Origin of the sequence: Algoriphagus sp. A40, from assembly GCF_002002735.1 — a bacterium.
Classification (GTDB): domain Bacteria; phylum Bacteroidota; class Bacteroidia; order Cytophagales; family Cyclobacteriaceae; genus Algoriphagus.
Genome location: NZ_MUNY01000045.1, coordinates 140,290 through 164,592, shown reverse-complemented (window position 1 = coordinate 164,592; position 24,303 = coordinate 140,290). Strand labels below are relative to the sequence as shown.

At 40.2% G+C, this 24,303-nt stretch carries 21 protein-coding genes; 7 read left to right on the top strand and 14 right to left on the bottom strand.

Annotated elements, in window-relative coordinates:
* Positions 1-2: 2 nt before the first annotated feature.
* The 4 genes from B0E43_RS08215 to B0E43_RS08200 all read left to right on the top strand — a co-directional run bounded on the left by B0E43_RS08215 (position 3) and on the right by B0E43_RS08200 (position 4,652).
* Complete coding sequence (locus tag B0E43_RS08215) at positions 3-749, top strand: glycosyltransferase family 2 protein (RefSeq protein ID WP_077348481.1); 747 nt, start codon at positions 3-5, stop codon at positions 747-749.
* A complete protein-coding gene (locus B0E43_RS08210) occupies positions 742-3,009 on the top strand; it encodes a lipid-A-disaccharide synthase N-terminal domain-containing protein (protein ID WP_077348479.1) in 2,268 nt (755 codons plus the stop codon). The genes B0E43_RS08215 and B0E43_RS08210 overlap by 8 nt, the downstream gene beginning before the upstream one ends.
* A 284-nt stretch (positions 3,010-3,293) precedes the next feature.
* The gene (locus tag B0E43_RS08205) at positions 3,294-4,136 is read left to right on the top strand and encodes a maleylpyruvate isomerase N-terminal domain-containing protein (protein ID WP_077348477.1); all 843 of its coding nucleotides are present in this window, start codon (positions 3,294-3,296) and stop codon (positions 4,134-4,136) included.
* 207 nt (positions 4,137-4,343) lie between these two features.
* A complete protein-coding gene (locus B0E43_RS08200) occupies positions 4,344-4,652 on the top strand; it encodes a hypothetical protein (RefSeq protein WP_077348475.1) in 309 nt (102 codons plus the stop codon).
* Positions 4,653-4,767: 115 nt separating this feature from the next.
* On the opposite strand, the gene B0E43_RS28630 is transcribed toward B0E43_RS08200, so the two are convergent.
* Together B0E43_RS28630 and B0E43_RS08195 are read right to left on the bottom strand one after the other, a co-directional pair.
* Positions 4,768-4,890, bottom strand: a complete 123-nt coding sequence (locus tag B0E43_RS28630; protein WP_256386912.1) for a hypothetical protein — start codon at positions 4,888-4,890, stop codon at positions 4,768-4,770.
* 217 nt (positions 4,891-5,107) lie between these two features.
* The gene (locus B0E43_RS08195; RefSeq protein ID WP_139352705.1) at positions 5,108-5,674 is read right to left on the bottom strand and encodes a hypothetical protein; all 567 of its coding nucleotides are present in this window, start codon (positions 5,672-5,674) and stop codon (positions 5,108-5,110) included.
* Positions 5,675-5,827: 153 nt separating this feature from the next.
* Here B0E43_RS08195 and B0E43_RS08190 point away from each other — a divergent pair, with 153 nt between their 5' ends.
* Positions 5,828-6,265, top strand: coding sequence for a hypothetical protein (locus tag B0E43_RS08190; protein WP_077348471.1), 438 nt, complete (start codon positions 5,828-5,830; stop codon positions 6,263-6,265).
* A gap of 114 nt (positions 6,266-6,379) precedes the next feature.
* Here the strand turns inward: B0E43_RS08190 and B0E43_RS08185 are convergent, their stop codons facing one another.
* From B0E43_RS08185 to B0E43_RS08160, 6 genes are read right to left on the bottom strand one after another with little or no spacing between them, the layout of a single operon-like run.
* Positions 6,380-7,093, bottom strand: a complete 714-nt coding sequence (locus B0E43_RS08185; protein WP_077348469.1) for a hypothetical protein — start codon at positions 7,091-7,093, stop codon at positions 6,380-6,382.
* A 34-nt stretch (positions 7,094-7,127) separates the two neighbouring features.
* Positions 7,128-7,895, bottom strand: coding sequence for an abortive infection system antitoxin AbiGi family protein (locus B0E43_RS08180; protein ID WP_077348467.1), 768 nt, complete (start codon positions 7,893-7,895; stop codon positions 7,128-7,130).
* A gap of 5 nt (positions 7,896-7,900) precedes the next feature.
* Positions 7,901-8,812: a restriction endonuclease gene (locus B0E43_RS08175; protein WP_077348465.1), complete on the bottom strand. Its 912-nt coding sequence runs from the start codon at positions 8,810-8,812 to the stop codon at positions 7,901-7,903.
* A complete protein-coding gene (locus B0E43_RS22800) occupies positions 8,778-9,314 on the bottom strand; it encodes a hypothetical protein (RefSeq protein ID WP_139352704.1) in 537 nt (178 codons plus the stop codon). The genes B0E43_RS08175 and B0E43_RS22800 overlap by 35 nt, the downstream gene beginning before the upstream one ends.
* 12 nt (positions 9,315-9,326) lie before the next feature.
* Positions 9,327-10,244, bottom strand: coding sequence for a TIR domain-containing protein (locus B0E43_RS23165; protein WP_139352703.1), 918 nt, complete (start codon positions 10,242-10,244; stop codon positions 9,327-9,329).
* Positions 10,241-14,035 carry an Eco57I restriction-modification methylase domain-containing protein gene (locus tag B0E43_RS08160; RefSeq protein ID WP_077348463.1) on the bottom strand — a complete coding sequence of 1,265 codons (3,795 nt, stop codon included), beginning with the start codon at positions 14,033-14,035 and terminating at the stop codon, positions 10,241-10,243. Before B0E43_RS08160 ends, B0E43_RS23165 begins: the two co-directional genes overlap by 4 nt.
* A gap of 489 nt (positions 14,036-14,524) precedes the next feature.
* Between B0E43_RS08160 and B0E43_RS08155 the strand changes: the two genes are divergently transcribed.
* Both B0E43_RS08155 and B0E43_RS31375 read left to right on the top strand, forming a co-directional pair.
* Positions 14,525-14,821 carry a hypothetical protein gene (locus tag B0E43_RS08155; protein ID WP_077348461.1) on the top strand — a complete coding sequence of 99 codons (297 nt, stop codon included), beginning with the start codon at positions 14,525-14,527 and terminating at the stop codon, positions 14,819-14,821.
* 532 nt (positions 14,822-15,353) lie between these two features.
* Complete coding sequence (locus B0E43_RS31375; protein ID WP_371454680.1) at positions 15,354-15,977, top strand: NERD domain-containing protein; 624 nt, start codon at positions 15,354-15,356, stop codon at positions 15,975-15,977.
* A gap of 535 nt (positions 15,978-16,512) precedes the next feature.
* Here the strand turns inward: B0E43_RS31375 and B0E43_RS08145 are convergent.
* The 6 genes from B0E43_RS08145 to B0E43_RS22925 are packed head-to-tail and all read right to left on the bottom strand — an operon-like array spanning position 16,513 to position 24,267.
* Positions 16,513-18,036 (bottom strand): endonuclease NucS domain-containing protein, encoded by a 1,524-nt coding sequence (locus tag B0E43_RS08145; protein WP_077348457.1) that lies wholly within the window; start codon positions 18,034-18,036, stop codon positions 16,513-16,515.
* A gap of 12 nt (positions 18,037-18,048) precedes the next feature.
* Positions 18,049-18,885 carry a UPF0489 family protein gene (locus B0E43_RS08140; RefSeq protein WP_077348455.1) on the bottom strand — a complete coding sequence of 279 codons (837 nt, stop codon included), beginning with the start codon at positions 18,883-18,885 and terminating at the stop codon, positions 18,049-18,051.
* Positions 18,885-20,348 (bottom strand): class I SAM-dependent DNA methyltransferase, encoded by a 1,464-nt coding sequence (locus B0E43_RS08135; RefSeq protein ID WP_077348454.1) that lies wholly within the window; start codon positions 20,346-20,348, stop codon positions 18,885-18,887. The genes B0E43_RS08140 and B0E43_RS08135 overlap by 1 nt, the downstream gene beginning before the upstream one ends.
* Positions 20,349-21,191, bottom strand: a complete 843-nt coding sequence (locus B0E43_RS08130; RefSeq protein ID WP_077348453.1) for a hypothetical protein — start codon at positions 21,189-21,191, stop codon at positions 20,349-20,351.
* A complete protein-coding gene (locus B0E43_RS08125; protein ID WP_077348452.1) occupies positions 21,188-22,786 on the bottom strand; it encodes an AAA family ATPase in 1,599 nt (532 codons plus the stop codon). The genes B0E43_RS08130 and B0E43_RS08125 overlap by 4 nt, the downstream gene beginning before the upstream one ends.
* The gene (locus B0E43_RS22925) at positions 22,783-24,267 is read right to left on the bottom strand and encodes a restriction endonuclease subunit S (protein WP_168171918.1); all 1,485 of its coding nucleotides are present in this window, start codon (positions 24,265-24,267) and stop codon (positions 22,783-22,785) included. The genes B0E43_RS08125 and B0E43_RS22925 overlap by 4 nt, the downstream gene beginning before the upstream one ends.
* Positions 24,268-24,303 lie beyond the last annotated feature (36 nt).

The following is a 24,303-nucleotide window of genomic DNA, read 5'->3' as shown; positions in this document are numbered from 1 at the left end:
CCATGAAAGCTAACAGAATCACCATCGTTATCCCTGTATTCAATGAAGAGGAAGGGATTGCCCGACTTTTACCGGCTTTCGAAGCGTATATCAATTCCTCAAAATTTGAAGTGAATCTACTCTTTGTCAATGATGGGTCCACTGATAATAGCCTGAATGAAATCAAGAAACTTGCAGCGCTTCATGACTATGTTGGATACATCTCTTTTGAAAAAAATGCTGGATTGAGTGCTGCCATTTGGGCAGGTTTCGAAAAATCAACGACTCAATGGGTGGGCTATATTGATGCGGACTTGCAAACAGATCCAATTGACTTTCTCAAACTGGAAGCAATGCTTCCTGCCTATGATTTTGTCACAGGCAGAAGAGAGGGACGCAAGGACAGTACGGTGAAGAAAATGTCTTCCACTTTTGCCAATTGGTTTAGAGATTCTATGCTGCATGATGGCGTTCATGATTCCGGTTGTCCGTTGAAAATCATGAGTAGATCTGTTGCTATGGATATGCCTTTTTTTAAAGGGATGCATCGATTCTTTCCAGCCTTGGCATTGATTCAGGGCAAAAAAGTAAAAGAAATCCCAGTAAAGCATTTCCCGAGAATCACCGGAAAATCCAAGTTTAATCTTTGGAATCGGCTTTTATCACCGCTTCAGGATACGCTTGCTTTGCGCTGGATGATGAATCGCCAGTCAGTCTATACCATTTCTGAAAATTCGGTCAAAGGGCAAAAAGCCGTAATCCATGAATAATTCTTTACTTCTGGGGATTGGGTTTCTCGCTCAAGGGCTTTTCTCAGCCCGTTTTGTAATCCAACTAGTCAAGTCTGAGAAAGCCGGAAAAGTGCTTTCTCCGGTTGTTTTTTGGCAACTCAGCTTAATTGCTTCTTTTCTTTTGCTGGTTTACGGAACTTTTCGTCAGGACCTGGTGATCGTCGGGGGGCAAATTGTTGGGTATTTTATTTACATCCGAAATCTGAAAATCCAGAATGCCTGGCAGCTCTTTCCGAGGTGGATTCGATTAGGCTTTCTTTTCTTACCAATTCTATTTTTGGGATACTTGGTTTTCCATGCGCACTACGACTTTCACAGTTTGGTGCACAATCCAGAGATCAGTGGGATGCTGCTTACTTGGGGTACGTTAGGGCAGATTGTTTTTACTACTCGATTTGTGGTGCAATGGTTTGAATCCGAGCGAAGCAAAGAATCCCAGTTTCCTTTGAGCTTTTGGTACATCAGTTTGGTAGGCGCGGTTCTTATTGCCTCCTATGCAATACTGCGAAAAGACTCTGTGCTGTTTATCGGTCAGGCTTTTGGGATTTTGGTTTATGGGCGGAATCTCATGATCCACTTCGGAAAAGCAAATGAAGCAAAACTCAGTTTTCTGGATCGGATAAAAAGTGTGAGAATGACCTTGCTGCTGGCTTTTGTTGGAATGGCTTTGTTTCTCAATTTGGGAGCTTGGTCTGTAACCGAATCCAGCGAAGCTCGCTATGCGCAGATTGCCAAGGAAATGGTGCAAACAGGTGATTGGTTGCATCCTCAGCTGATGGGGATTTACCATTACCACAAGCCACCAATGACCTATTGGCTGACTGCTTTGAGCTATAAAGTCATGGGGGTTTCTCCGTTTTCGGCTAGGTTCTTACTTCAGATTTCTGTACTCCTACAGATATGGCTCGTGTATAAGATCGCATTGATTTTCTTTAAGCGATCCAACCCTGCCTTTCTTTCCGCCATGCTGTATGCGTCATTTCCAGCCTTGATTATTGGAAGCAGGGCGCTTACTACAGATACATTTTTGACACTATTCGTTTTGACAGCATTGTATTTCTGGTTTGGTTTTTTGGAGGATAAAAAGCCCTGGAAGCTCCTTCTTTGTTATGTTTTTCTGGGAATTGGGTTTTTGACAAAAGGCCCTGTGGTGTTGATTATACCTGTTCTGATATGGATTTATCAAGGACTTGTGATGAAAAAGAAAATGGGTGCGCTTAAGATTCACTTGGCCGGAATCGCATTGATGTTGGGAATTGGGTTGAGTTGGTTTGTTTTATTACAGTCAGAAGATGATCGCTTTCTGAATTACTTCCTCTTCAAACACACGATAGATCGCTTCGCATCAGATGCCTTCCACCGTGGCCAGCCATTTTGGTTTTATGGGGCTGTTTTACTGGGAACAGCATTTCCTTGGGTGATTATTTTGCTTAAAAAGATTCCCCTCAAAAGAACTGATTTCGGTACCCAAGGAGCTCTTTTGGTCATGTGGGTGCTTTTACCGCTGGTTTTCTTCTCGCTGAGTCAGTCAAAATTGGTGTTATACATCTTGCCTTTATATTCTGGATTGGCGATTGGAGCGATTAATTATTGGGAAAAGCTTACTGATTCCCAACAAAAAATCTGGGAGCAATGGCAGCAGGGTTTTCATGTTTTGTTGATGCTGGCTTTGGTCGCTTTGCCACTTATTGAGCCTAAGATTAGCTTGAATTTCAAGTTTTACTTCATCTGGTTTATTACTGCCTCTATTCTTGCCGCTTTACAGAAAGTAGAAATCCGAAGAATGGATCGAACCGTGATTTCTGCTTTTATTTTTACAATGGGACTGACCGGAATGTCAACCTATTTCATGAGCCAAAATCCGGGCTTGACAAACGACACGCATCGAGTGACTGAATGGATAAAAAAGAATGAGGCTACGGCCAAAGAGGTAATTATATACAATAAGCGCCTGCCTTCGGTGCTTTTTAATTCGGATCTGGAAGTGATTTCGGTGTATGATGGCGATGAGAGCTTGAATCGGGAGACACAGTTTCAAGAGAATGAGGGTTGGAAAGGTCGCTTGATTAATCTTCAAGCGGACCCTGATTGGATTGTTGAACGGGCGGTGGACCATTCCATTTGGATTTCAAAGGCAGGAAAAAGACTTCCTGATTTAAAAGGACGGGGGGAATGGAATGAGTTGGAAGTGGTGGACGGTTGGAGAGTTTTAGAATTGGTAAAGAGTAATAAACCCTAATGTTTATAACCGACAGATCCTTTGGTTTTAGTGACTTTTCTGACCATTCGGTGGTAGCTTTCAACTGGATTGGTTGTTTAGATTAATCATCTGATTTGGGAGGGGATTTGTAGAAGTTGGTAAGTCTATTCCGGTTTCGGCGCCATGCCTTAAAATCTATTTTGTATTTGCTCCGCCAGATAGTTTCTTCCTCCTGAAGACATCTTAGTGCCTTTTTTGGTCCTGCCCAAATCTTCATTTTGAAAAGAGTGTGCCTTTTGGCTATTTAGCGAAAACCTACCTGCATGAACGCTTCTATTCCCATCCGGACCAGACATCTTTTTCAGGAACTTGATGAAATGTTGCTCGCCAAATTAAAGAGTTTAAGCTGGGAAGAATGGCATTGCCGGACTCTGGCGGGCTCCTGGACAGTAAAGCAGGTTGCCGCCCATCTCCTTGACGGCAACCTCAGGGCGGTCTCCATGTTGCGTGACAGTTACTTCGGCGAAAGCCCGGGCCGGACTGAGGGTTATGGGGATCTGGTGGGCTTTCTTAACAGACTGAATGCGGATTGGGTAACTGCCACCAACCGGCTTAGCCCGGAAGTGCTGACAGCCCTGCTGGAATCTTCCGGGAAAGAATACCGGAATCTCATCCGTTCACTCAAGCCATTTGACAAGGCGCTGTTCTCAGTGGCTTGGGCGGGTGAACAGGAATCTCCCAACTGGTTTCATGTGGCACGGGAATACACCGAGAAATGGCACCATACCCAGCAGATCTTTTACGCCCTCGACCCCGGAAATCATACCCTGCTTTCTAAAAGACTGTATCAGCCTTATCTGGAAACATCCATGAGAGCGCTACCGTACCACTACCGGCAAATGGACAGGCCTCTCGGAACACTGGTCAAATTCACGGTTGAAGGAGAGTTCAGCCAAACCTGGTGGCTCAAAAGGGGGAAGGTGGGTTGGCAGCTTCTGCCTTTTTCTAAAGTGGTTCCCAGCGCTGAGCTGACCGTTCCAGCAGAATTTGCATGGAGGATATTCAGCAAAGGTATTGTCCCCAATGAAGCAGTGGAAGCGGTTGTTTTTAGGGGAGACCGTGAACTGGCGCTGCACTTTCTAAAAGCCCTGGCGGTAATGGCGTGATCCGGACTTCCGGTATTTTCAATTCCCTTAGGGCCAAGTGGACTAGACTTGGGATAGATTGGTCAAGTTTTGTTTCTTTCAGGATCATAGGCCGCGCTGGAATTTTGAGTTCTTTCCTTGGTCCCAGCAGACAAAACCATCCGCGTTTTTCCTGTGTCTTTCCGACTGCCCTATCAAAAAGACAAGCTGTCATTAATTTAAAAAAATATGAATTTCAGAAAACTGGTCAAAGAATCGCTGTCCATGCTGGACAAATCCGATAAAGGAATCATCTTTCAGGATATTGACAACCAGATTGTTCATGTCGCTGATGCGGCATTTTACGGAAAACAGGTTTTTCCGAGGAATCTTATCCAGATCCTCAATGAGAATTTCAGTATGTCCGGCTTTCCCATAGACGATCCGCAGTTCAGAAAAGACATCCTGGAATTACTGGAAAAGTATGAACTCGCTGCCAAGCAAAAGGCAAGTAAAAAGAGTGTGGAACTGGACGAAGATTTCGGTAAGATCCTTTGATGCGGTCGGGAAGAGGGGTGATAACTGGTTATGGGTTAAATACCGATCTTGGTAAGGCATGCCCCACAAGATTCGAGCAGAAACTGAAAGATGCACCAATCAAAGCTGTTCCCAGCTATGATGCAAATCTGGTCGAAGTGATCCGCTTAATCCAGTAATTAGCCGACATCTTTTCGGCTTCGAGTTCGGGATGGGTTGCAATCTCCAACTCACCGGATAGCCATAGATCCTGTTTCACGCAGTTGGTTCTCGGTATTGAACTGAAACTAAGCCGGTCAAAAGCATCCATAAAAGAGTGAGTCGTTTAGCGGGGGATAACGATTTGTCATTCCGTCCAAAGGCAGGCCCGGTTGCAACCGTAGATGCCACATTCTGCTCAATCTTTGATTCAAGCACTTTAAAGCTTGCAACTGGGAGAGCATTAATAAGAAGTTAAAATTACTGCGGTGAGTCCGTCAGTTTAACGAGGTAGGATGGATGGGCATGTCCCGTTCTGTTCCGATGTATGCCCTCAGTATTTTTCCCATTTCATCTCTGGGTTTGGTACATCGGGTATATTTGGAAGAGCCGTCTAGACTGAAGATACAGTTATTGAGGTAGACGTTTATTTCGGCGAGGCTCTTGTAGTACTCAAAGTCTTGATGGCAATCTATAGCATACAATATCTCATTGATATATCCCAAAGCACTTCGGTCTGCATCGGTAGAGTGGAAACTGAGGTCTTCCACGAGCCAGTCGACCTGTTTTTGGGTGATATCAATCCCATCTACGACCAGCTGTAGGAAGAACTCCTCTCGGAATTTTTCTTGAATGTTCACCAGGTCTTTGGCCGTGATGTTTTCCAGGATCACCGAATAATGGGTTTTGGGATTAAATAGCAGCCAATTTTTTCTCCGGTTGACGTAGAAGACAGTAGCGTTCCATTTTCCGAGAATCCCAGGGTCTCCGACGTTCTCTTTGGGCTTGATGTACTTCTGGATCATTTTTTCCAGTTTTTTGGTAGTAAAGATCGGCGTAGACATTGGGAAACTGTTGATGGGGTAAAGATTTGCTTTTTTGACAAACGGATCTGCCCATTTTTTCCAATGGGAAGGCAAGCTCGGCAAATTTATAAGGGTACACTTTTCAATTTTTTAAAAACTAACTTATATTTATGAGTATGTAATTTTTTGCTTATGAGATATTTAGATGATTGGCGTTATCGGGAAGAGGAACGGATCCGGATATTGAAGCAGCAAGAAGAAACCGACAAAAAGATCATGCGGGGATTTAGAATCTTCATTGGAGGCGTGATTTTGTGTATGGGTTTTTTCTTGTTAAACGACTTGCTGGGGAAATCCTCTCCGGTCACGGGAACTGTATTAGGGTATTCTTTTTCGAAGGGGAGATGGGAAGGACCTCCTTCCATGTTTACAGATCAGCCCAGTCCGACTTCAGTTTTTTCCGAATATAGGGAAGATGCTTACGAAGTATCGCTAAGTTTGGAATCAGGAGAGGTCGTTTCATTTTTGTGTTTTTCCTGTGATAAATCCAGCTACCAAATCGGAGATTCGGACACCTTTCTGGTTACCGAGCGATGGGTTGGACGACCTAGATATTCTGAAAAGAGATGAAAATGGGCTGGGCTTTAGTTCGATCACCGGTCCAATCTAATGCGATGTGGGTAGTCTCTTCCGAATTGGAGCAAATGCCTTTCATGCCGAGGTAGTGAGGTTTTAAGAGCTTTCTCATCTAAGATTATTCAACTCTTGGTCGAAAAAGAAGTCTGAGTCAACCTTCTTTCGATACTTTCCCAAGGCTCCCCGGTGAAGTATGGGCTTGTTCAGATCAAGAAGCGGTATAATATACAATTCCGCAGGATCGGAAGGCTTGCCGCCAATTCCCAATACAATGAAAACAGGATAGTTCTCCCGTTGTCCGAATGTCTTATATCGTTCCAGCTGTCCATCATTGGCAAAACGGACAAACTCACCTTTGGGCTGATTTCTCCATTTACATTCCACGGCAAAAGGGTAGGAATTACCTCTAAGTTTCAGCGATAGCTGAACATCAGGCTGCGTAGTGGTATCTGCATATCTGCCTTCTACAAACTTATCTCCCGCCCAGTTTCGGATATCGAAATACTTTCTGTCGAACTTCTGGACGACAAACTTCTCAAAATCCAATCCTGCTTTTTGATTGACATCAATAAGTTCCGTTTCGCTTCCTTCCTCGGATTCTTCCAGTTCTTTTCGGATCTGGGCTATCGCGGCGTCTGCATTTTTTCCCTCACTCTGAGCCACCTCCCGGATCAGCTTCTCTTCCTTGGGTGTCATGATTCCGTCTGCTTTTACAGCCAGGATGACCTGGTTTAGAGATTCTGACTTCGGTGATTTTAGCAGCAAAACAATTCCTGCTATCAAGAGGATTCCACCGAGGATGATGAGGGTAATAGGGAGCATGCGGGGTGTTTTAATGTAATATGAAAAATTCATACTAGAAATCATTCCGTATTTGATCTTTTGTAATAATTCTGCTAGTTAGTTTTTTTATAGTTTTTGAATCATATTTCAAATCTTCCCCTTCTAAAACATTAATAAAACCATCAATCTCATTTTCACTATTCAGAATTATATATTCGATGTCACTAGGTGTAAATTTAAGTCTTCTATGTTCAGAGACTATTTGATTAAATTTAATACTGTCGATTTCTAATTCATCTTTACTTAAATGTGATCTGAATTTTTTGTGATCAAGTTTCGGTATCCATCGCCATTCTCTTTCATCATAAAACCGTTTATTAACTGCTTTACCGTTTCTATACATCTTTCCATAGTATGGTTTGGTATGCATTAATATTTCAGAAAATCGTTGCGAATAGATTTTTTGCTCTTCATAATTCAATTTAGCTTTAATGCTAATAAACCAATACATTAATTGTTCAAATGAATTAGTAGTATTTGAGCCTTTTCTTGTGTAAAAAACAGGACTTAAATGATTTCTACTTCCCCATTCTTTTTTTAATCCTAAACCGTAGTTTCCATAAGTTCCAATATGTCTCTTTAGTTTTGAAAGGGGGATATCACAAAAACATACCATTGGATAGGCTAAATCCATATTAAGTAATTTGTTATTTAGAAATGAAGAGCTCTCTAAACTGTACCTTGGTTGAAAATTATTTAGGAGGATACTTTGCAAATATTCTAATTTAGGTGTGAAATGGAATAGTGTATTAGAGCTTAAATTTTCATAGTGAGTTCCCATAATATCTATTCTTTACTGCCTAGAAAATACACCGCATGTAGAGGAAGCATGTTTTTTTGCTCATCTGACATCCTCGGGTAATATTCTATCCAAAGTTTAACAAACCGCGAGAAGTCGATCAGTTCGATATGTTTGTAAGCGGAGGTGGCTTCTTGTTTTGCCGGATTGCTAAAATCACCAGAAGTAACAAAGATACCCACGTCGGAATTTCGCTTCATTGTTCCGGAAAGCTTTTGGATCTCGTCTGAGCTTACATTGTTTTCGGGTCGGTGTTTTACTTGGACAATGATGCGGGGGGAATTGACACCCAGCGGATCGGTGTAGGCGATGATATCTATACCCCCGTCACGTCCTTTGGGTGCTACAAGTGCGATATGGTAGCCCATAGCCTTCAGCAGTTCGGCCACCAAGTCTTGAAATTCATAAGGATTTTTGCGGTTGACAAATTCCCGAATACCATCCAGTGCACTCGACTCGTATTGGGAAAGCAAGGCTTCCTGTTTTTGGGAAATCTCCTCAGTGTCATCTATATCGATGTCTTGGGATATATCCGATTCCTTATTTTGCTTGTTCAGGGCATCCCATTCCCTGTATTTTTTAGTAGCGGTGGAGAGGAGCCTTTCGGGACCAAGTTTCATTGCCTCTTCTCCTTCCTCTGTCAAAACCCACATTCCGCTCTGCTTTCGCATATATCCCGCTTTCATACAGTCAATGGTGAAAAAATGCAGAATGCTTTCCCAGCGGATATAGCCGGTCTTTTCGTAGCGGAAGTTTTCGTATTCGTCAAAAGTGAGTCTTTCCCTCAATTTCTCAACCACTTCGCTGCCTCGCACCTCACCCCCGGCTTCTTTCAATATTTGAAAGGAGGCAAAAATGGTCTTCTCAGCGATTTCTTTGGATCTGGATTTCTTCTTCATGGTTTAGACCTTTCTGTTGTTTGGCAGCAATTAGTTGGTAGCCTTGTAGGCCTGGTGGGGATGAGTAATATTTGGATATAGCCTTTCGATCAATCCAAGCTCTATCTATCATCTCAGGAAAAATTTTATTTTTCAAATAGGTTGTGTTACGCCCGATATCATCGGCTATTTCTTCAATCGTTTTAAAATCATTCTCACATGAGCTTCTTATTTTTTCGAAAAGCTCTTTTTTTGAGAACTTTTTGGCCGAAAGTTTTTTAAAGCTGTCAACCTTTGAGCTATCAACCTTTGAGCTATCAATATTCGAGCTATCAACCTTTGAGCTATCAACATTCGAGCTATCAACCTTCGAGCTATCAACCTTCGAGCTATCAACCTTTGAACTTGCAAATTCCCGACATTCCGTAATAGTCCAGTCATAATTCCTTTGGTAGATCGGAATCACAAACTGTACATCTGGTGACTTTAGAAATTTGACTATTTGGAGTTCGTTGGCTTTCAAAATAAATTCTTCTTATTTGACACTGTATTTAAATAGATTAAAGTCAATATCGAACCCCCTGCTTTCTAGTTCCATTGCAATTTTTAATTGCCATGAATTTTCGGAATTTACAATATAAAGTATGCCATTAATATCTGAAGGGATTTCAATATCTTTTTCACATATAATAGCTACGTTATCTCGGCCTAATTTAGATATGAAATAACCTAACTCTAAAATTACATTTTGCCGTGCTCGTTTCATGTACTTTTTTTGAGTCTTAGATTTCCCTAAGTCGTCAGGCGTCATTAAAACAATCGCATAGTCCACATTGCTATATTTCTCTATCTTTTCAATAATTGTCTCTCCGTGTAAAGGTAAATCATTTAATATTAATGGATTAAGTTTGATTTTTCTTAAAAAAAGTGTTACTTCTGATTTAAGGGCATTGTCATGGCCATGGACGATGAAAATATTTTTTTTATCACCAATTGCAGTTTCTTCCTTAAGTGAAGACTCTTTTTTTGAAATTTCAGTCTCTAAAAGCCTATTTTTTTCTATAGAATTCATTATTTCCAAGAGGTGGTTTGGATTGATTTTTAATAATTCAAAATCTTCAATGATATTTGAAAAATCTCTCTTTTCTTTAAATTCTGAAATAAAAATAGAAATTAATTTAATTATAAAATTTAATACCTTCTCACTCTCTTCTATCATATTTATAAAAAAAGTAAAGACTGTCAAATTGTCACCATAGTCATGATCGTGTCCGGCAATGACATATGTTCGTTCATATCTAGCTTTTTCCAACAAATTTCTCCATGAATGATCGATACCTTCTAAAACTAGTAATTTTTTAAACTCTCTACTTTGTAGAAAATGACCAATTCCCAAATTGTCTAAATCATTGTATAATACCTCGTATCTAGGATTTACTAATTGACTTCTCATATAATTGATTTGTTATAGTCCACTATCCCAATCTCCTCCTCACTCAACCCATACAGCTCAAAAACCAATTGGTCGATTTCGGCTTCCAGTACTTTAATCTGAGTAGGATCGCTTTGATTCAGAATCAAATCCACTTTTTGCGCTAAAGCTATATTGTTCACCACTTCCTCCAAAGTGGGAATTGACAGGATATAAGGAGATTGCATGGCAAGTGCATCCCCTCTAAGCTTGGACGTCGTATTATTGAGGTAGAACCACACCAACTTCGAATTCAAAAATCCCAATAGTTCCTTAGTGACATTTGAAAGTAGGAATAGTTTATTGTTGGTGTAATATCCCTCGGTATCCAAGGTAAACGATTGATAGGTAGCAATTTCTTGGTACAATATTTTCTCCTTCTCAAACTCCTCGTAGTAGTCGCAAGCTCTCAACTCCCACCAATATTGACCTTGATCGTACCGCGCTTTTGCTTTGGTTACATGGTTTTTCAGATGTCCCATCACAGCAGGGTAGGCTTCGAAAATTTTCTCAAAAGCTTGACTTTCGTCCAGATTGCCAAACAGCTCCTTGGTCTGTCCATTTTTCAGTAAAATCAAAAACTTGTCACTCTTCGGTTGCTGATACCGCTTGATATCTCTTCCAGCCAAAAAGGGTTTGATAAGCTCGGAGCTTTTTGGATCTTCCGCAATCAATCGCTCTTTGGTGGCTAGGTCGATGACAAAAGCTTCATTGTAGCCTGTTTTGATCCCGTAGAAGATTTTTCCGTCCACGTATTCCGAAAGCGGAACGCCCTGTGATTTGAGCTTAAGTAGGAGTGCTTGAGATCGACTGTCAGTCAGTGTCCAGCCTTCTTCAGCCAAGCCAGCAGGAGAGACCTCGAGTTTGTTTTCTCTCAGGTAGTTTTCCATTCCATTCGGGAAATCCAGCGTATTCAGGTTAACTGCGTTGAAATTCGCCCCCGGTGAGCTTTTACCCAACGCAATAATTAGCGGATAGGTGGTGGCTTCCTCAAAGACCTGCAAATCCCCAAAATCCAACAGTTCGTGAATGGCAAATCCTTTGACATAGCTTCTCAAAGCCTTACCATACCCGGCACGCATCCATTTATTGGGAATGATAAAGACGAAGTCTCCGGAATCTTTGAGCAGATTCATACTCAGTTCCACGAAGTACACATAGAGATCGGCGGTGCCTGCAAAGGTTTGAAATCTGCTTTGTAGATAGGGTTTCAAGGAAGAGAATTCCTCCTGACGGATGTAGGGCGGATTGCCAATCACCACATCGAATCCCACAAAATCGCCTTCGTCATTCAGCACCTCTGGAAATTCAAACCGCCATTCAAAGGCATTCTCATAGATCTGGTTGGCTTTGATTTCCTCTATCTGAGTATCGAGTTTGTTGAGCTCCGCAGACACTTTTTCCACTTTGGCCAGACGGATCTTCTTCTCTTTGGCAGATTCTTCGAAGATTGCGGTCTGGCTGGTGAGGTTATACAACTCGCCTCCCAGTTTGGATTTGCGCTGAATTTTCGGATCATTTTTGGAGATCTCGGACCGAAAGTTGGTTTTGATCTGGGCGATCAGGGCTTCCATTGCCCGTTTTTCGTCCTTGCTCTTCGCATTGCAATAGGTGGAAACCGCCGTCTTGTAGTCTTCAATCTTCCAGGAGCCTTTAAGCGCAGACTTGAGATCAGAGTCCAGTGCAAAGCGTGAAACCAGGGAATTGCCGACCTTGATATTGATGTCGATATTCGGCAGAGTTTCCAACTCGTTTAGACCTGCCAGGTTTTCAAAACCTGGCAGGTCTTGTTTATAATAAGCACTCTTCAAGAGCTCAATCCAAAGCCTTAATCGGCAAATCTTGACCGAATTGGGATTGATATCCACCCCGAAAAGACAGTTTTCGATGATCGTCTGCTTCTCATGGAAGAGTGTCTCTTGGATTCGTTGAGACTCTTTGTTGTGGGGATGGTATTCGAAGAGTTCTCCATCTTCATCCGTCACGATCAGTTCATCATTGACTACTTCGACCTGATATTCTTTAAGACGTTTGCCCGATCGATACTGAAGGATCTTCAAATCATTTTTGACAGCGATGATTTCATTCAGAGCAGACACAAGAAAATGCCCGGAACCTACGGCGGGGTCGCAGATCTTCAGTGAATTGATGAGCGCGTTGGCTTCAGTTCGGTCTTCGATCTTGTCATAGAGCTGCGTTATATTCTCAACCTCCCAGCCTTTGGCCTCTTTAAACTTCTGGATCACCGCCTTGCGGATCGTCTCGCGGCACATATACATGGTGATAAAGCCGGGTGTAAAGAACGAGCCGTCCTTATAGCCGTTGATTTTTTCGAAGATCAAGCCCAGCACTGAGGCATTGATCAGCGTTTTGTTGTCTTCCTGGATTTCTTCCGAGCCCTCGCTGGCAAAGTCATAGGCATCCAAGAAGCGGAAGAGATATTCCAGAGTGGTGAGTTCACCCGTGAGTTTTTTGCCTTGGCCGTCCTTCATCACCGTGGACGAAATCACCGGAATGGTCTTCTCATTTTTCAGAAAATTGACCATGATGGTCTTTTGCTCCATGTCTGTTGGTTCAAACAGGGAGGAGTTCAGATAGGGGACTTGGGCGAAAGTTACCCGTACATCCTCATTTCTTTCCTCGGTTTTCTTAGCCAGTACCTGAAAAAACAGGGAATTCAAATCGTCCCAATCATGGATTTTCTTCTTGTTCAGAAAAGCGTAGGACTTATTTCCCTTATGATAGGAGATCAGTTGCGCTTCCAAAAGCTTCAGGAACAGCACCCGATTAATCCAGGTGATGCTCAGCTCCAAACCGACGTTGAAAAGACGTTCCTCAGATGTATTGCCGTATTGACTGGGCCTTGCCAATTGACTGATCTTGTCATAGGTATCCAGTTGGATAATTGCATCCTCCAGGATACTTCCAGAGTTCTTGCTTCCCTTTGGTTTCCGCTCGATGAGTTTCTTTCCCCCCTCCTTGGTCTCCGTGAGCCCGATGATATGCAGCAGCTCGGTATAGAAGCGTCTGTCGAGGCTGTTGCTGTCGTTGGCAAAGGGCAGCTTCAGCAAATGCTCAGGAGAGAGAAGCTTGAATAGAGCGATCAGCTTATTATCATCCCTTTTGTCCGCATTTCGCAGTGGTTTGTCGTAGTCGCGGAAATCAAAGTAGGTGAATGGTATCTGATCCTTTACCTTCTCGATGGCCGGTTCGGCGATGTTTTTGTAGAAAAACTCCGTCTTGATCTCTGACAATCTTCCTGCCTCAAAGTCCTCAAATTGCTTAACAAAACCCTTGTTTTGGGCAAAATGCCGATCAAACGAAAGTGCGTCGAAGATAAACCACTCTTGGATATTGGTGACCACCAGATGCTTTACTTCCAGATTAGTGTGGGTGATGCGTTCCCGCAGGTAGTACAACACCAGCTCCTGAAAAGCCTTGTGGTTGAGGTTGGTTTTGCTGATCATTTCCGACTTGCTGGTCGGCTTTTTAGCTTCAATGATCACCCCAACGCTGGATTTGGCATTGTCTCCGGTATGGATGACCAGATCATTTCTGCCTTTGGTGTTGACGAAGTGGGTAGGATCGTAATAGGTTTTTTTCAGAAAGTCAATGACCAGATTTTTATGAAACTCCTCCGATTCAGATTCATTGATCCGGTCAATCAGCTGGATGAGATTAAATTTAAAGCTCTCAATGGCTGTCCGGTTGGGCTTTACTTTTCGGAATGCTGGGTTTAGGGCCTGTTTGGGCTTTAGAAACTTATCAATCATCAGAACTCATCTTACTTGAAAAAACTCTTAACAAGATGCATTTTTTTTGACTAAAAAGGCAATGGGAATAAAACTACCGGTTCAAAATTTTCCTAAGCTATTACCAGTCAAGGGCGTTTTGACTGTATTAAAGTTGGCGATAACCGAGTCTAGACGCTATTCTTGACCTACTGGGTTATTGGTTAATTAAATGACAATCAGTGTCGGAATCATTTTGTCAATAGCATATGTTGTTTCCATTTTAGTTAAATTTAGAAACAGTTGAATCATAAGTTTAATCTAAAACAAACAACCATGACAATGATTAAAGCGATCAAGCCAGGGCCGAAGCCAAACAGGGAAGATGGGAAACCGGATGAAAGAAGACGGGTAAATCCGGAAAATCAACCCAAGTACCCACACTTGAAGCCCCACGATCATAAAAAAGGGGATTGAAGGGTGTTAAAATTATGGGAGTCAAACTAGAATGATCAATATAAGGCAAGAAAAATGAGTGACCATATCAATTACATTACCTATACTCAAATCAAAACGCTGAATAAGGGAAACCGTTGGAAAACTGACAAGGTTGTGGAATATTACATCGATAGAAAAAAGCTGTTTGATGTAACAACGAAGTCTAGCACGTCTGGAGAATTAGTATTTCAGCCGAATGGTCTTACCCAGGCAGACTTTAAGTATCGATCTATTGATTTTGAACCTCCGATCGGACTTCGGGAATGGATTGCATGGGGTCTGCTTTTAGTTTCGATTATTGCCAATATAATTATTGCAGTAGTCGCTTGATTTGTATGGAGCCCTGTATTCGGCCCAACATTCCGGTAGGCTTCCCAAAAATGGTTTTACTTTCTATACAGACCTTAAAATGTCCAGTTTTTTAATTAAAAAACTGGACATTTTTGCTTTTAGCGAACTCAAAAAAAAATTATGAAAATACTGATTACTAAGAATATATCGTTGATCGAGCGCCCAGAGGGTATGTCTTCACCTATGGTGATTTTATGGAAGTTGACTCTCCTGGGTTCTGATTCTGGATCTTATTGACTCCGTGACTACTCGCAGAGCGTGGTGGTGAAATTGAAAGTTCAATTGGAATGGGTAGCTATTTTTTTTTAATTACATCAAATTGATAAGAATTGAATCTTTAGTGAGGAAAGAGCTGCTATTTAATGGAGCGACAAGTCATTGGCATTTTATGTATTTTACTTGGTCTTGGATTTTACCTATATCTCAAAAAGGTTCTTATTCCAAAGATCAAAGGACGCTTTGGAGAATTGAAGGTCTCTCTCAGACTGAAATTGCTGAATAAAAAAAATATATAGTTCTAAATAATGTTTTGTTAAATGTAGGGGAGTCTACCACCCAGATTGATCACATCGTAATTTCCAGAAGTGGGCTTTTTGTAATTGAGACCAAGAACTATAAGGGCTGGATTTATGGTCATGAGAACTCGGAATACTGGAAACAAATCCTATTCTCAAATGGGTATAGCTTCAAAAACCCGATAAACCAGAATAATGTACACGTTTATGCTTTGAAAAGAATTCTTTTGGGATACCCGCAAATCAAATACTTTCCAATAGTGGTATTCAGTGGTGGAGCAGTGCTGAAGAATGTGACTAACTGGAGCCCGGGTATCTATTCCAACCGATTATTACGAACCATCCGAGAGCAAGATTGTGAATCAAATCTATCATTTGATCAAATGCAGGCTATTTATGATCAATTAGATAAACTGAGATTAAAGAGTGGTCTAGAAGGAAGCAAGCATGTAAAAATGGTAAAAAAGAAAATCCAAGAAAGTCGTCAGAATTTGACCGCTGAAACTTGTCCCAATTGTGGAAGTTACTTGATAAAAAGAAAAGGGAAGTTTGGTGAATTTTTGGGTTGTTCAAACTTTCCTCAGTGTAGTTATACTATTAACATAAGCAAAAACCTATAAGATAAAAATCAAAATTAGTTGAGCTAACTGTTTTTGAATTTAACCCCAAGAAATACCCAGTATTGGAATACCGAGCCTGCTAATTGCAGACAGGCGTGAAGAAACTGTCCGGTGGACTATTTTAGCGAAGAGCCTGGATGCAGGATTGCTTAGTTCCAGATTTTTCCCTTGCTCGTCCAACAAACTAGCAACCATTTGCCAAATTTTAGCCAACCTAATGATACAAGCATTTCGAGAATTTCTTGATTTTCAGTTCCTCCTTGAGGAATTGGCTAAGAATGGCAGCAATTGGATTAACAACTCCGAGGGTGCTAATGCTCATACGCCTTTTCCATGTGATGTGAGCTGGGGTGAAGTTGGTGGGTTAAGACAAAAAAAGCCAATTTAAAATTGGTTTTGATATCTGGATGGAATTGCAAATTCCACCCACTCCAGCCGATATTGGACTACTCCTAAAAGGGGACTGTTTTAAATGAATTGGGTATTGGGCTTTGATTCTGAGAAAAGAAGAATAATAGAGGTAACCAAATAAAGTTTAAAGGAATGTAGAGGAATTGTTAATTTTTTCTACCAATTGGGTGAGGAACGTTTGATTTTCCTTGAAATAATCCTCTATTGAAAAATATTCTGTATCATCAATTGATAAAACACCATTTTTAATGGTGACGTAATTCGAAGAAATTTCATTTCCATTTTCGAATTCTACTTTTTCCAAAACATAAGATAAGCCAAGGAGGATTGAATCCACTTCATTGTCAGGAAGCATGATGGTTTCAAAAAAACTTTTATTGAGAATTTTTGGGTTAGGGGACCGGCCATTCCACAGAATTTTTCCTTCGTAAGCAATGGTTTTTTCAGGCTTTTCGAAGAAAATGAAAAATAGAATTTTTGGGAAATAATCCGGATTCCCATTGATGGTTGCAAAAAAAAGAGATTGTAGGAGAGAGGGTAGGCTGTAAATGTCCAGAACCATTTTGAATTCTTGCTTACCTTTTGCTAGGTCGTCAAGGACCTTGTCGATGATTTCACTCCAAAATGGTATATTCTGAATACTAGCTTTACTTTCAATTCTAATTTCTAAAAATCTTTCTTTTTGACTGGACTCTGTAAATCCGACAAATTTATTATGGCTGTTTCCATCATGCCCTTTAAGTTCCTTTAGGAGCATAAACTCAGTATATCGGGGATCTGATTTGAAAATCCCAAACCTGTTTAATGATTTTATTTTCCAATTTTGAACATTGATAATACTGTCAAAATTTTCTGCATAGCTTGCTTCAGCTGAATCAGAGAAGCGGGTAAAATCTAATGAGAGGAATAAAACATCATTTAAAAACTCAAGGTATCCATCCTCAGTTTCAAATTCATTCTCCTCCATGTCGATGTGATCCTCACCACCTAAATTGGAGATTTTCTTTAGAAGATCTTCTTTTGGAATTTTTTGAATAGCAAGATTCAAAGCGAATGGATAAAAAGTATCCCTTGCTTTTCCAGCGTCCAAATCAATAGATACATAATCCTTGATTTCCGCACCCTTCATTATTTCCTGTATTTTATGATTTGCATTTTGGCGATTCTCCTCGTTGAAAAACAAATAACACATTTGTTGCCTCATAAATTTTCTTGAGAAGTTTGATGAGGATATAGGTACTATTTCTTCTTTGGTTTCTGGGATTTTGGTTTCTCCATTGATAAATAGCTGGAATCCCTTTATTGGGATGCTGGAATGAAAGCAGATATGCGTAAATGCTCTTAATATTTCATCCCAATGAGTCGAGAGGATGATAATTCGCAGTTCGCTCTTTCTTGCCTGATAGGTTTGCTGGATTAACTCAGCATATTTTAGTACTTCTGTAAAAGTCTGTCTTGCAGCAGGATCGGATCTTTTGATTTCAACAATGACAAAATTATTGAAAGGGTCTTTGCATAGGATGTCAATAAAGCCGCTGGTTCCGGCATCATCAGGCAGGTAATGTTCTTTATCCACCACTTCCAACCCTGGTTCGATGAATTGGGGATTTATTACCAGCCAATCTCTGATGATATGTTCGACTTTCATTTTATTTGGGACTCATTTTTTCCTCAGATGCCTCCATTGGGTTTCTTTGTCCCACTTTCCTGGATGCTTAGTAAAAAGCGATGGCTTAAACCATATTTTGTTTATCAAGCTAAGTAAGCGATTGGATTCCATTAGCCCACCTGTATGTTCGGGTTCTGTGGCAATGGTGATTCCATGTAGTCGGTGGAAGATCCATTGCATCAAAGGGTGGCTATGGTGGAGCATTTCTTTAATGGTCTTGTCAGGCAAATAGGTGTAATTTCCGCTACCTCCCCCAGGCTGTAAGGGATTGATCAAGGTGAAGAAATCCAGATCAATATCGAAATACACATTGTTTTCTTTGCTCTCAAGAAGACAGTATTCTAAATCTCTATACTCTTTGAACTTTCGTATAGTGTGAGTCCTCCCGTATCGATCTTCTAAATATTCATCTTCCCACGTGCCTCCATAGGAGCCCTGGCGGCAATAAACATATACATCACCTATGACATTCAGATACGCGGTGGCCATGATATGTGTATCGTTCAGGTCTCTTAAGTTTGCCCAGCTATAGAGGGCAACCTCTTGATTACTGCTTAGATCGATTTCTTTCAGACTTTCCTTTTCTTCCTCAGTAGGATAAACCAAATCCTGGTGCCAATCCAAAGTAACCAAGCTGGGAGGATAGTTGATCCTATCCTCGCTCATTAGCTTCTGAGTCCATTTATTCCAAAAGAAAAAGGCATATCGGTGGTCATTGAATATCGAAATCTCAATACTCATCCCCAATCCATGAGCAGGGTGTGAAACCCTTTGTCTTAAAGAACCTGGTGGTGTAATATACTTGTCGTTCAGAAATTGGAAGCCCATCAGCCTAGCGAATCCTTAATTGTCCTAAAACCAGCCAAGGCACTCTCGATGTTTTCGATGATCTCATCAAGGAGAACTTCTGGTTCAGGAAGGTTATCTAAATCAATTACACTAGCATCTCTGAGCCAGAAAATATCCATATTGGTTTTGTCCCTCGACATAATATCATCATAAGTGTATTTTCTCCAACGTCCCTCTGAATTTTTGTCGCTCCATGTTTCTTTTCTACTGTCAAGTTGTCCCATCTGATAACAACGAATAAAATCCTTTAGGTCATTAAAAGTTAGTGGATTCTTTTTCGGTGTGGGATGTACATTGGTTCTGTAATCATAAAACCATATCTCATCAGTTCCAATTTCTTTTGAGGACTCTTTTTTCTCAAAAAACAGTACATTTGATTTTACTCCTGGGGCATAAAAAATACCGGTCGGAAGCCTCAGAATGGTATGGAGATTCATTTCTTTAAGTAACTCCTTTCTAATGGTTTCTCCGGCACCTCCTTCAAACAAAACGTTATCGGGAAGTACTACTGCAGCACGGCCATTTTCATTAAGCATTGAAGCTATATGCTGTAAAAAAGAAAGTTGTTTATTGCTAGTTGTTGCCCAAAAGTCTCTTCTATAAAAGTAGCCTTCCTTTTTAGCTTGCTCTTCATCAATTGTTGGAACATCACTACTACTTTTTCCGAATGGAGGATTGGCTAGGACAATGTCAAAATGCTCTTTTGCTTTTCCGTTCTCATTTACATACTTGAGGCTATCGGTTACCAGAATGTCCGGTGTTTCTTCCAAGTCGCCAATTCCGTGTAAATAGAGGTTCATCAAACAAAGACGAGCTGTGGCGTTTTCAATTTCCCAACCATGGAACATATCGAACTTTATGAAATCCTTTTGCTTTTCTGACAAGCCAGGAAGGGTATCCAAAAACTCCAGAGCTCCCAAAAAAAAGCCGCCTGTTCCACATGATGGGTCGGCAATTGTTTCTCCTGGTTTGGGTTGCATGCATTCGACCATTGCTCGGATAACCGGTCTTGGAGTAAAATATTGACCTGCACCACTGTTTTCTGCATTTTTTTGTAAGAGGGATTCGTAAATTTCTCCCTTGATATCGACTTCAGTAGAAGACCAATTCTCATCATCAATAAGGTTGATCAACTTCTTTAATTTGGAAGAGTCATGGATTTTGTTTCTGGCACCTGAAAATATCTTTTTCAGCATACCTCCGGATTCAGCCAATGCCAAAAGAGTCTGTTCGTATTTATCCTGTAATTCTCCTCCATTTAGTCCTTTTAGTGTTTGCCATTCGTAGATTTCCGGCAGATTATACTTAGACTGGTTTTCGTCTGCCATTTTTAGAAACAGCAAAAAGGTGAGCTGCTCTAAGTAGTCATTGTACCCTAAGCCATCATCTCTAAGGGTATCACAAAATGACCAAATCTTTGATATAAGATTGTTTGTTGTCATTTATCTATCCTCACAATTTTTTTCGTCAACATTTTCTTCAAGTAATTCAAATGCCCATCTCTTACCTGACGCTCGGAGACAAGCTCTATTTGTCGAAGCAAGATTGGTGCATGATGCTATTCTCTCTCGGCACTGATCCTTTAGACCATCAATTTCGGTTTGCAAGCTCACAGTTATTTCTTGATTGAACTCCAAAATTTTCTCATTGATTTTCTTAATTAACTTGGTTGTGATGGCCCATTCAGTCATCCTAGCCTCAACCAAATCTTCATAATTTAAATCAAAATACTCAATGGTATACTCTGCTCTTTTATGGTGCCAAGGCTCGTCTTCTATCGGAGCACTCTCTATTGCACTACCATCCTCTTGAAAATTTATTAATTGAGTATCGCTAGGCACAAGAGGATCTAGAAAGTAGATCAATTCATCTCTACAAGGCCCTTGATTTAGGACCATGTTAAGTTTGACTGCAAAATAATTTCCCTTTTTGCTGTTCGGGACACTACCTGAAAGTCTAAAATTAGAAACCTCAAAGGCAAGCCACCAATAGCCATCTCGTTCGCTTTTATCATAGTTAATAACTTTTTTCTTTGGTCGAAAATGATCGACATGGTAGTGAGACGCTGGGTTTATCGAGTCAGAATACCAGCATTTATTGAAAGAGACCTTTTTTAGATGGTTCTTGAAAAGCTTCCAATATTTGCTATTATCATCTATCACTTTATCTCTTGCTTCTTTATCCGCGGCATTTTCAAGCTGTAGTAGCAAAACCTGTGCTTTAAGACTCCACTTGGTTTGTTTAGTTAGATCAAGTTGAACTCTATTTATATTTATTGGTATCATTCTTCAAGTTTTTTCATCTTTTCGACAATATATTCTTGAAATAGGGGGTCACGATATGTTTGATTAAATCCTTTGTTGCTAAGTATTTCAAATAATTCTTCCAACCGATTTAAGTCTTTATCTGTGGCCTTCGACTGTGCTTGTTTGTACATTAATCTATTTCGTTCGTCTAACAAAACATTTGTCTCTCTATCAAGAATCGTTTTTAGACCAAATAGGTCACTCTTCAGTATACCTGCAACACCCAGTCCCTGCGGATCCTGATCTGGCTCTATCGCATGATTTTCAGCTTTCTTTATGAACTTTTGACTAGTTGCATCTTCATCTGTTTCATATTTCTTAATCTCTTTCCCAAATAGTCTAACCTGGGATTTAACCATGCTTCCAATAACAAGGGGATCGTGAGTATTAATTATAATCTGAGTGGTACGATCCTCATTTAACTCACCATCTGTTTTTAATGATACCAGATCACCCTTAGATTTTACCACAGATTTTAAGTAATGTAAATAGTCATACTTCCAGATAGGGTTAAGGTGAGTATCAGGCTCATCGAGTAAAACCAAAGACTCATCTTCCCTAGTAAATATGAGCAACCCAATTACCGTAAGTAATTGCTGCTCACCTTCACTTAATTCCCTGAAAGTAACCTCTCCGTCCTTTTTTTTCTTAACCTTCACCTTCACTTCTTCCAACATTTCAGAAATGTAGGTGCTTTCTAATGCCTTGAATAGAAAGGTGTTACTTGGCTTTTCTTTGGAAACAGAAAAGTATTCATTAGCAAATTCTTTCAGCTTCCTTTTATCTTTTAAGTAGAGATAAAGTCGATTCTGAGTTTCCTGACTTCTGAAATCAATATCCACCGTTTTGTCCTCATAAATTGGGGCTAATGAATGGTCCCATAAAACGTTAAGGAAATTCTTTACCAAACCATCTGCTCCCCAAAATTTTGGATCCCCCTTACCAGACCAACCGCCCTTTTTGATGATGAATAGTACAGATTCTAAATCTTCTATACCTAAAACATCTTTAAGAAAATCTTTTGACTTCTTTTCAATCTGTGGTAAGGCAAAAAAGGCCAATAGGACAAAAAAGCTGTGGATTTGCTTTACGTAAAAAAGCCTTCTTAAATCATCTAATTCACCAGCTTGAAAGTCTGGTTTGATGATCCGTGAGTAAAAGTTCTTCTGATGTTCCCAAAATAGCTTATCCAATCTATTGCTAATACCTGAGTAATATGTGAACACATATTTGGGAAGGTATGTCTGCTTCCCTTGTTTACTGAAAAACTTTGTAAATGCAATTGGTTTGGTTTCTTCATTGATTACTATGGAATAGCTTTCACCAGTGTAATCAACACATATCTGATTCCCTCTACATTGATACTCAATCCAGTATTTGAAGTTTGGGTGTCTTCTAGAACTGCTTTTACTTAGATCCAGATTTTTAAAAATCTCAATGAGAGCCTCAATGAAGTTCGATTTTCCTGTAGCATTCTCTCCAAGCAGTACAGAATTCATTTGATCTTTGTCAAGATCAATCCAGAACTTCTTAAGATTCTTGAAATCTTCAATATAGACTTTGTCTATTCTCATTTAAGTGTCAACTTAGATTCCATTCCCTCACGAATTTCTTCGATTTTACTACCTAATTTTTTAAGTTCAGCATAGAATTCTTCAATATCATTTTTATGCTTGCTTTCTTCCCATACTTTTTTAGCTGCTAGCGGTCCTTTAGCAGCTTTGAGTACATCTTCAATGCTTAGGTTTTTACTCATGTTCTTCGGTTTTTTAGGTGCTTTTTTCTTTTGTTGCTTCTTCTCTTCCATGCACTTTTTTTTCTCTTCTTCAATTCGCTTCAACAACTCAAAAGCTGGTTCATCATCAGGGCTCTGACTAACTAGTTTGCCGTCAAATGCCTTTTTGAAAATACTTTGTCTGGTTAACTCAGATTTTATAATCTCCTGTATTATGGTGAATTCTAGGTTGTCTATCATGGAAATTATACTTTCCAACTCTTGTACTATTACAACCTGTTCCTCAATGGAGGGCACCTTAACTATTATAGGATAGATTTTACGACCTGATATTACAGGTTGAGCTGTGCTACTGGAATATTGGTTCAAGTTAAGATCTTTAAGAAAGTATCTCAAAAACTCTATGTCGTACTCTTTATCGTCATAGGTGGTTACGAACGCATTATCAGTTACCCATGACTTTGGAGTAGTAATATGTACATTCCCACAATTGACACCCACTCTCCCAATAATGATTTTCCTTTCTTCAAACAAGTACTCTGAATGCATTCCAATTTTACCATTTCCACCATAAACGTCATAATCCCCTCCATCATTTCTTTGTGATGAAGTAAGACCCTTTCCACTTGACACAGAAATTATTTGACCTAATCTGCATTCATTCCATTTTGATCTATTTTCTTTTCGCCACTCTGCGGTGAGTTTACCTTCAAAAGCGTTCTTTAAAATAGTCTGGCGATATACCTTGAGTTGAGCCTGGGCCCATCTTAAATTTTCAATACTATGATCTAGTTCACTAAATAATTCTTCAAGTTTTGTGGCAATTCTGCCCTGTTCATTCAACGGTGGAAGAGGTACAGGTAATTTTGAGAAACTACTTCCTGATAACTCAAGAAAAGTTGTCCCGCTAGCAACACTTTCAGCTAATTGTTTAGCTGATTTAAAATAGTAATAAATATAATCTTTATTTACCGATTTGGCAGGAATTAAATTTTTAAATCCTTGATTTGTAGCTAACTCATTTTTTGAAATAGCTACGTAACCTATAGGAGCACGAGAAGAAAATAATATACTGCCCTCAGGGAGCAGCGTAGCTGAAGACTCTTCCAAACCCTCTTGAGTAATACTCTTTTTCCCTTTAGAAATATACTTTTCTTTATAGCCACTTAAATCCGCAGGTGATATCCAAGGTATATTACCATTCCAATATGTGCTTTCTTTTGTAGATGGTGTTCCCCCACTATTCACAACTCCCAATTGTTCAATCGTAGTCCAAACCCAGCCCTTTGGTAAACTATATTTAGTCAATTTCTCCTTCACTTCATTAAATCAATTAGCTGATTTGATACTATATCT

Bases quoted from the DNA above. Each gene is read 5' to 3' on its own strand.
- B0E43_RS08190 (WP_077348471.1), top strand. From the start codon at position 5,828: ATGAGATATTTAGATGATTGGCGTTATCGGGAAGAGGAACGGATCCGG.
- B0E43_RS08185 (WP_077348469.1), bottom strand. From the start codon at position 7,093: ATGCTCCCTATTACCCTCATCATCCTCGGTGGAATCCTCTTGATAGCA.
- B0E43_RS08180 (WP_077348467.1), bottom strand. From the start codon at position 7,895: ATGGGAACTCACTATGAAAATTTAAGCTCTAATACACTATTCCATTTC.
- B0E43_RS08135 (WP_077348454.1), bottom strand. From the start codon at position 20,348: ATGACAACAAACAATCTTATATCAAAGATTTGGTCATTTTGTGATACC.
- B0E43_RS08175 (WP_077348465.1), bottom strand. From the start codon at position 8,812: ATGAAGAAGAAATCCAGATCCAAAGAAATCGCTGAGAAGACCATTTTT.
- B0E43_RS08210 (WP_077348479.1), top strand. From the start codon at position 742: ATGAATAATTCTTTACTTCTGGGGATTGGGTTTCTCGCTCAAGGGCTT.
- B0E43_RS08160 (WP_077348463.1), bottom strand. From the start codon at position 14,035: ATGATTGATAAGTTTCTAAAGCCCAAACAGGCCCTAAACCCAGCATTC.
- B0E43_RS23165 (WP_139352703.1), bottom strand. From the start codon at position 10,244: ATGAGAAGTCAATTAGTAAATCCTAGATACGAGGTATTATACAATGAT.
- B0E43_RS08145 (WP_077348457.1), bottom strand. From the start codon at position 18,036: ATGAAAGTCGAACATATCATCAGAGATTGGCTGGTAATAAATCCCCAA.
- B0E43_RS08195 (WP_139352705.1), bottom strand. From the start codon at position 5,674: ATGTCTACGCCGATCTTTACTACCAAAAAACTGGAAAAAATGATCCAG.
- B0E43_RS08215 (WP_077348481.1), top strand. From the start codon at position 3: ATGAAAGCTAACAGAATCACCATCGTTATCCCTGTATTCAATGAAGAG.
- B0E43_RS08140 (WP_077348455.1), bottom strand. From the start codon at position 18,885: ATGGGCTTCCAATTTCTGAACGACAAGTATATTACACCACCAGGTTCT.
- B0E43_RS08200 (WP_077348475.1), top strand. From the start codon at position 4,344: ATGAATTTCAGAAAACTGGTCAAAGAATCGCTGTCCATGCTGGACAAA.
- B0E43_RS08205 (WP_077348477.1), top strand. From the start codon at position 3,294: ATGAACGCTTCTATTCCCATCCGGACCAGACATCTTTTTCAGGAACTT.
- B0E43_RS08125 (WP_077348452.1), bottom strand. From the start codon at position 22,786: ATGAGAATAGACAAAGTCTATATTGAAGATTTCAAGAATCTTAAGAAG.
- B0E43_RS08130 (WP_077348453.1), bottom strand. From the start codon at position 21,191: ATGATACCAATAAATATAAATAGAGTTCAACTTGATCTAACTAAACAA.
- B0E43_RS08155 (WP_077348461.1), top strand. From the start codon at position 14,525: ATGAGTGACCATATCAATTACATTACCTATACTCAAATCAAAACGCTG.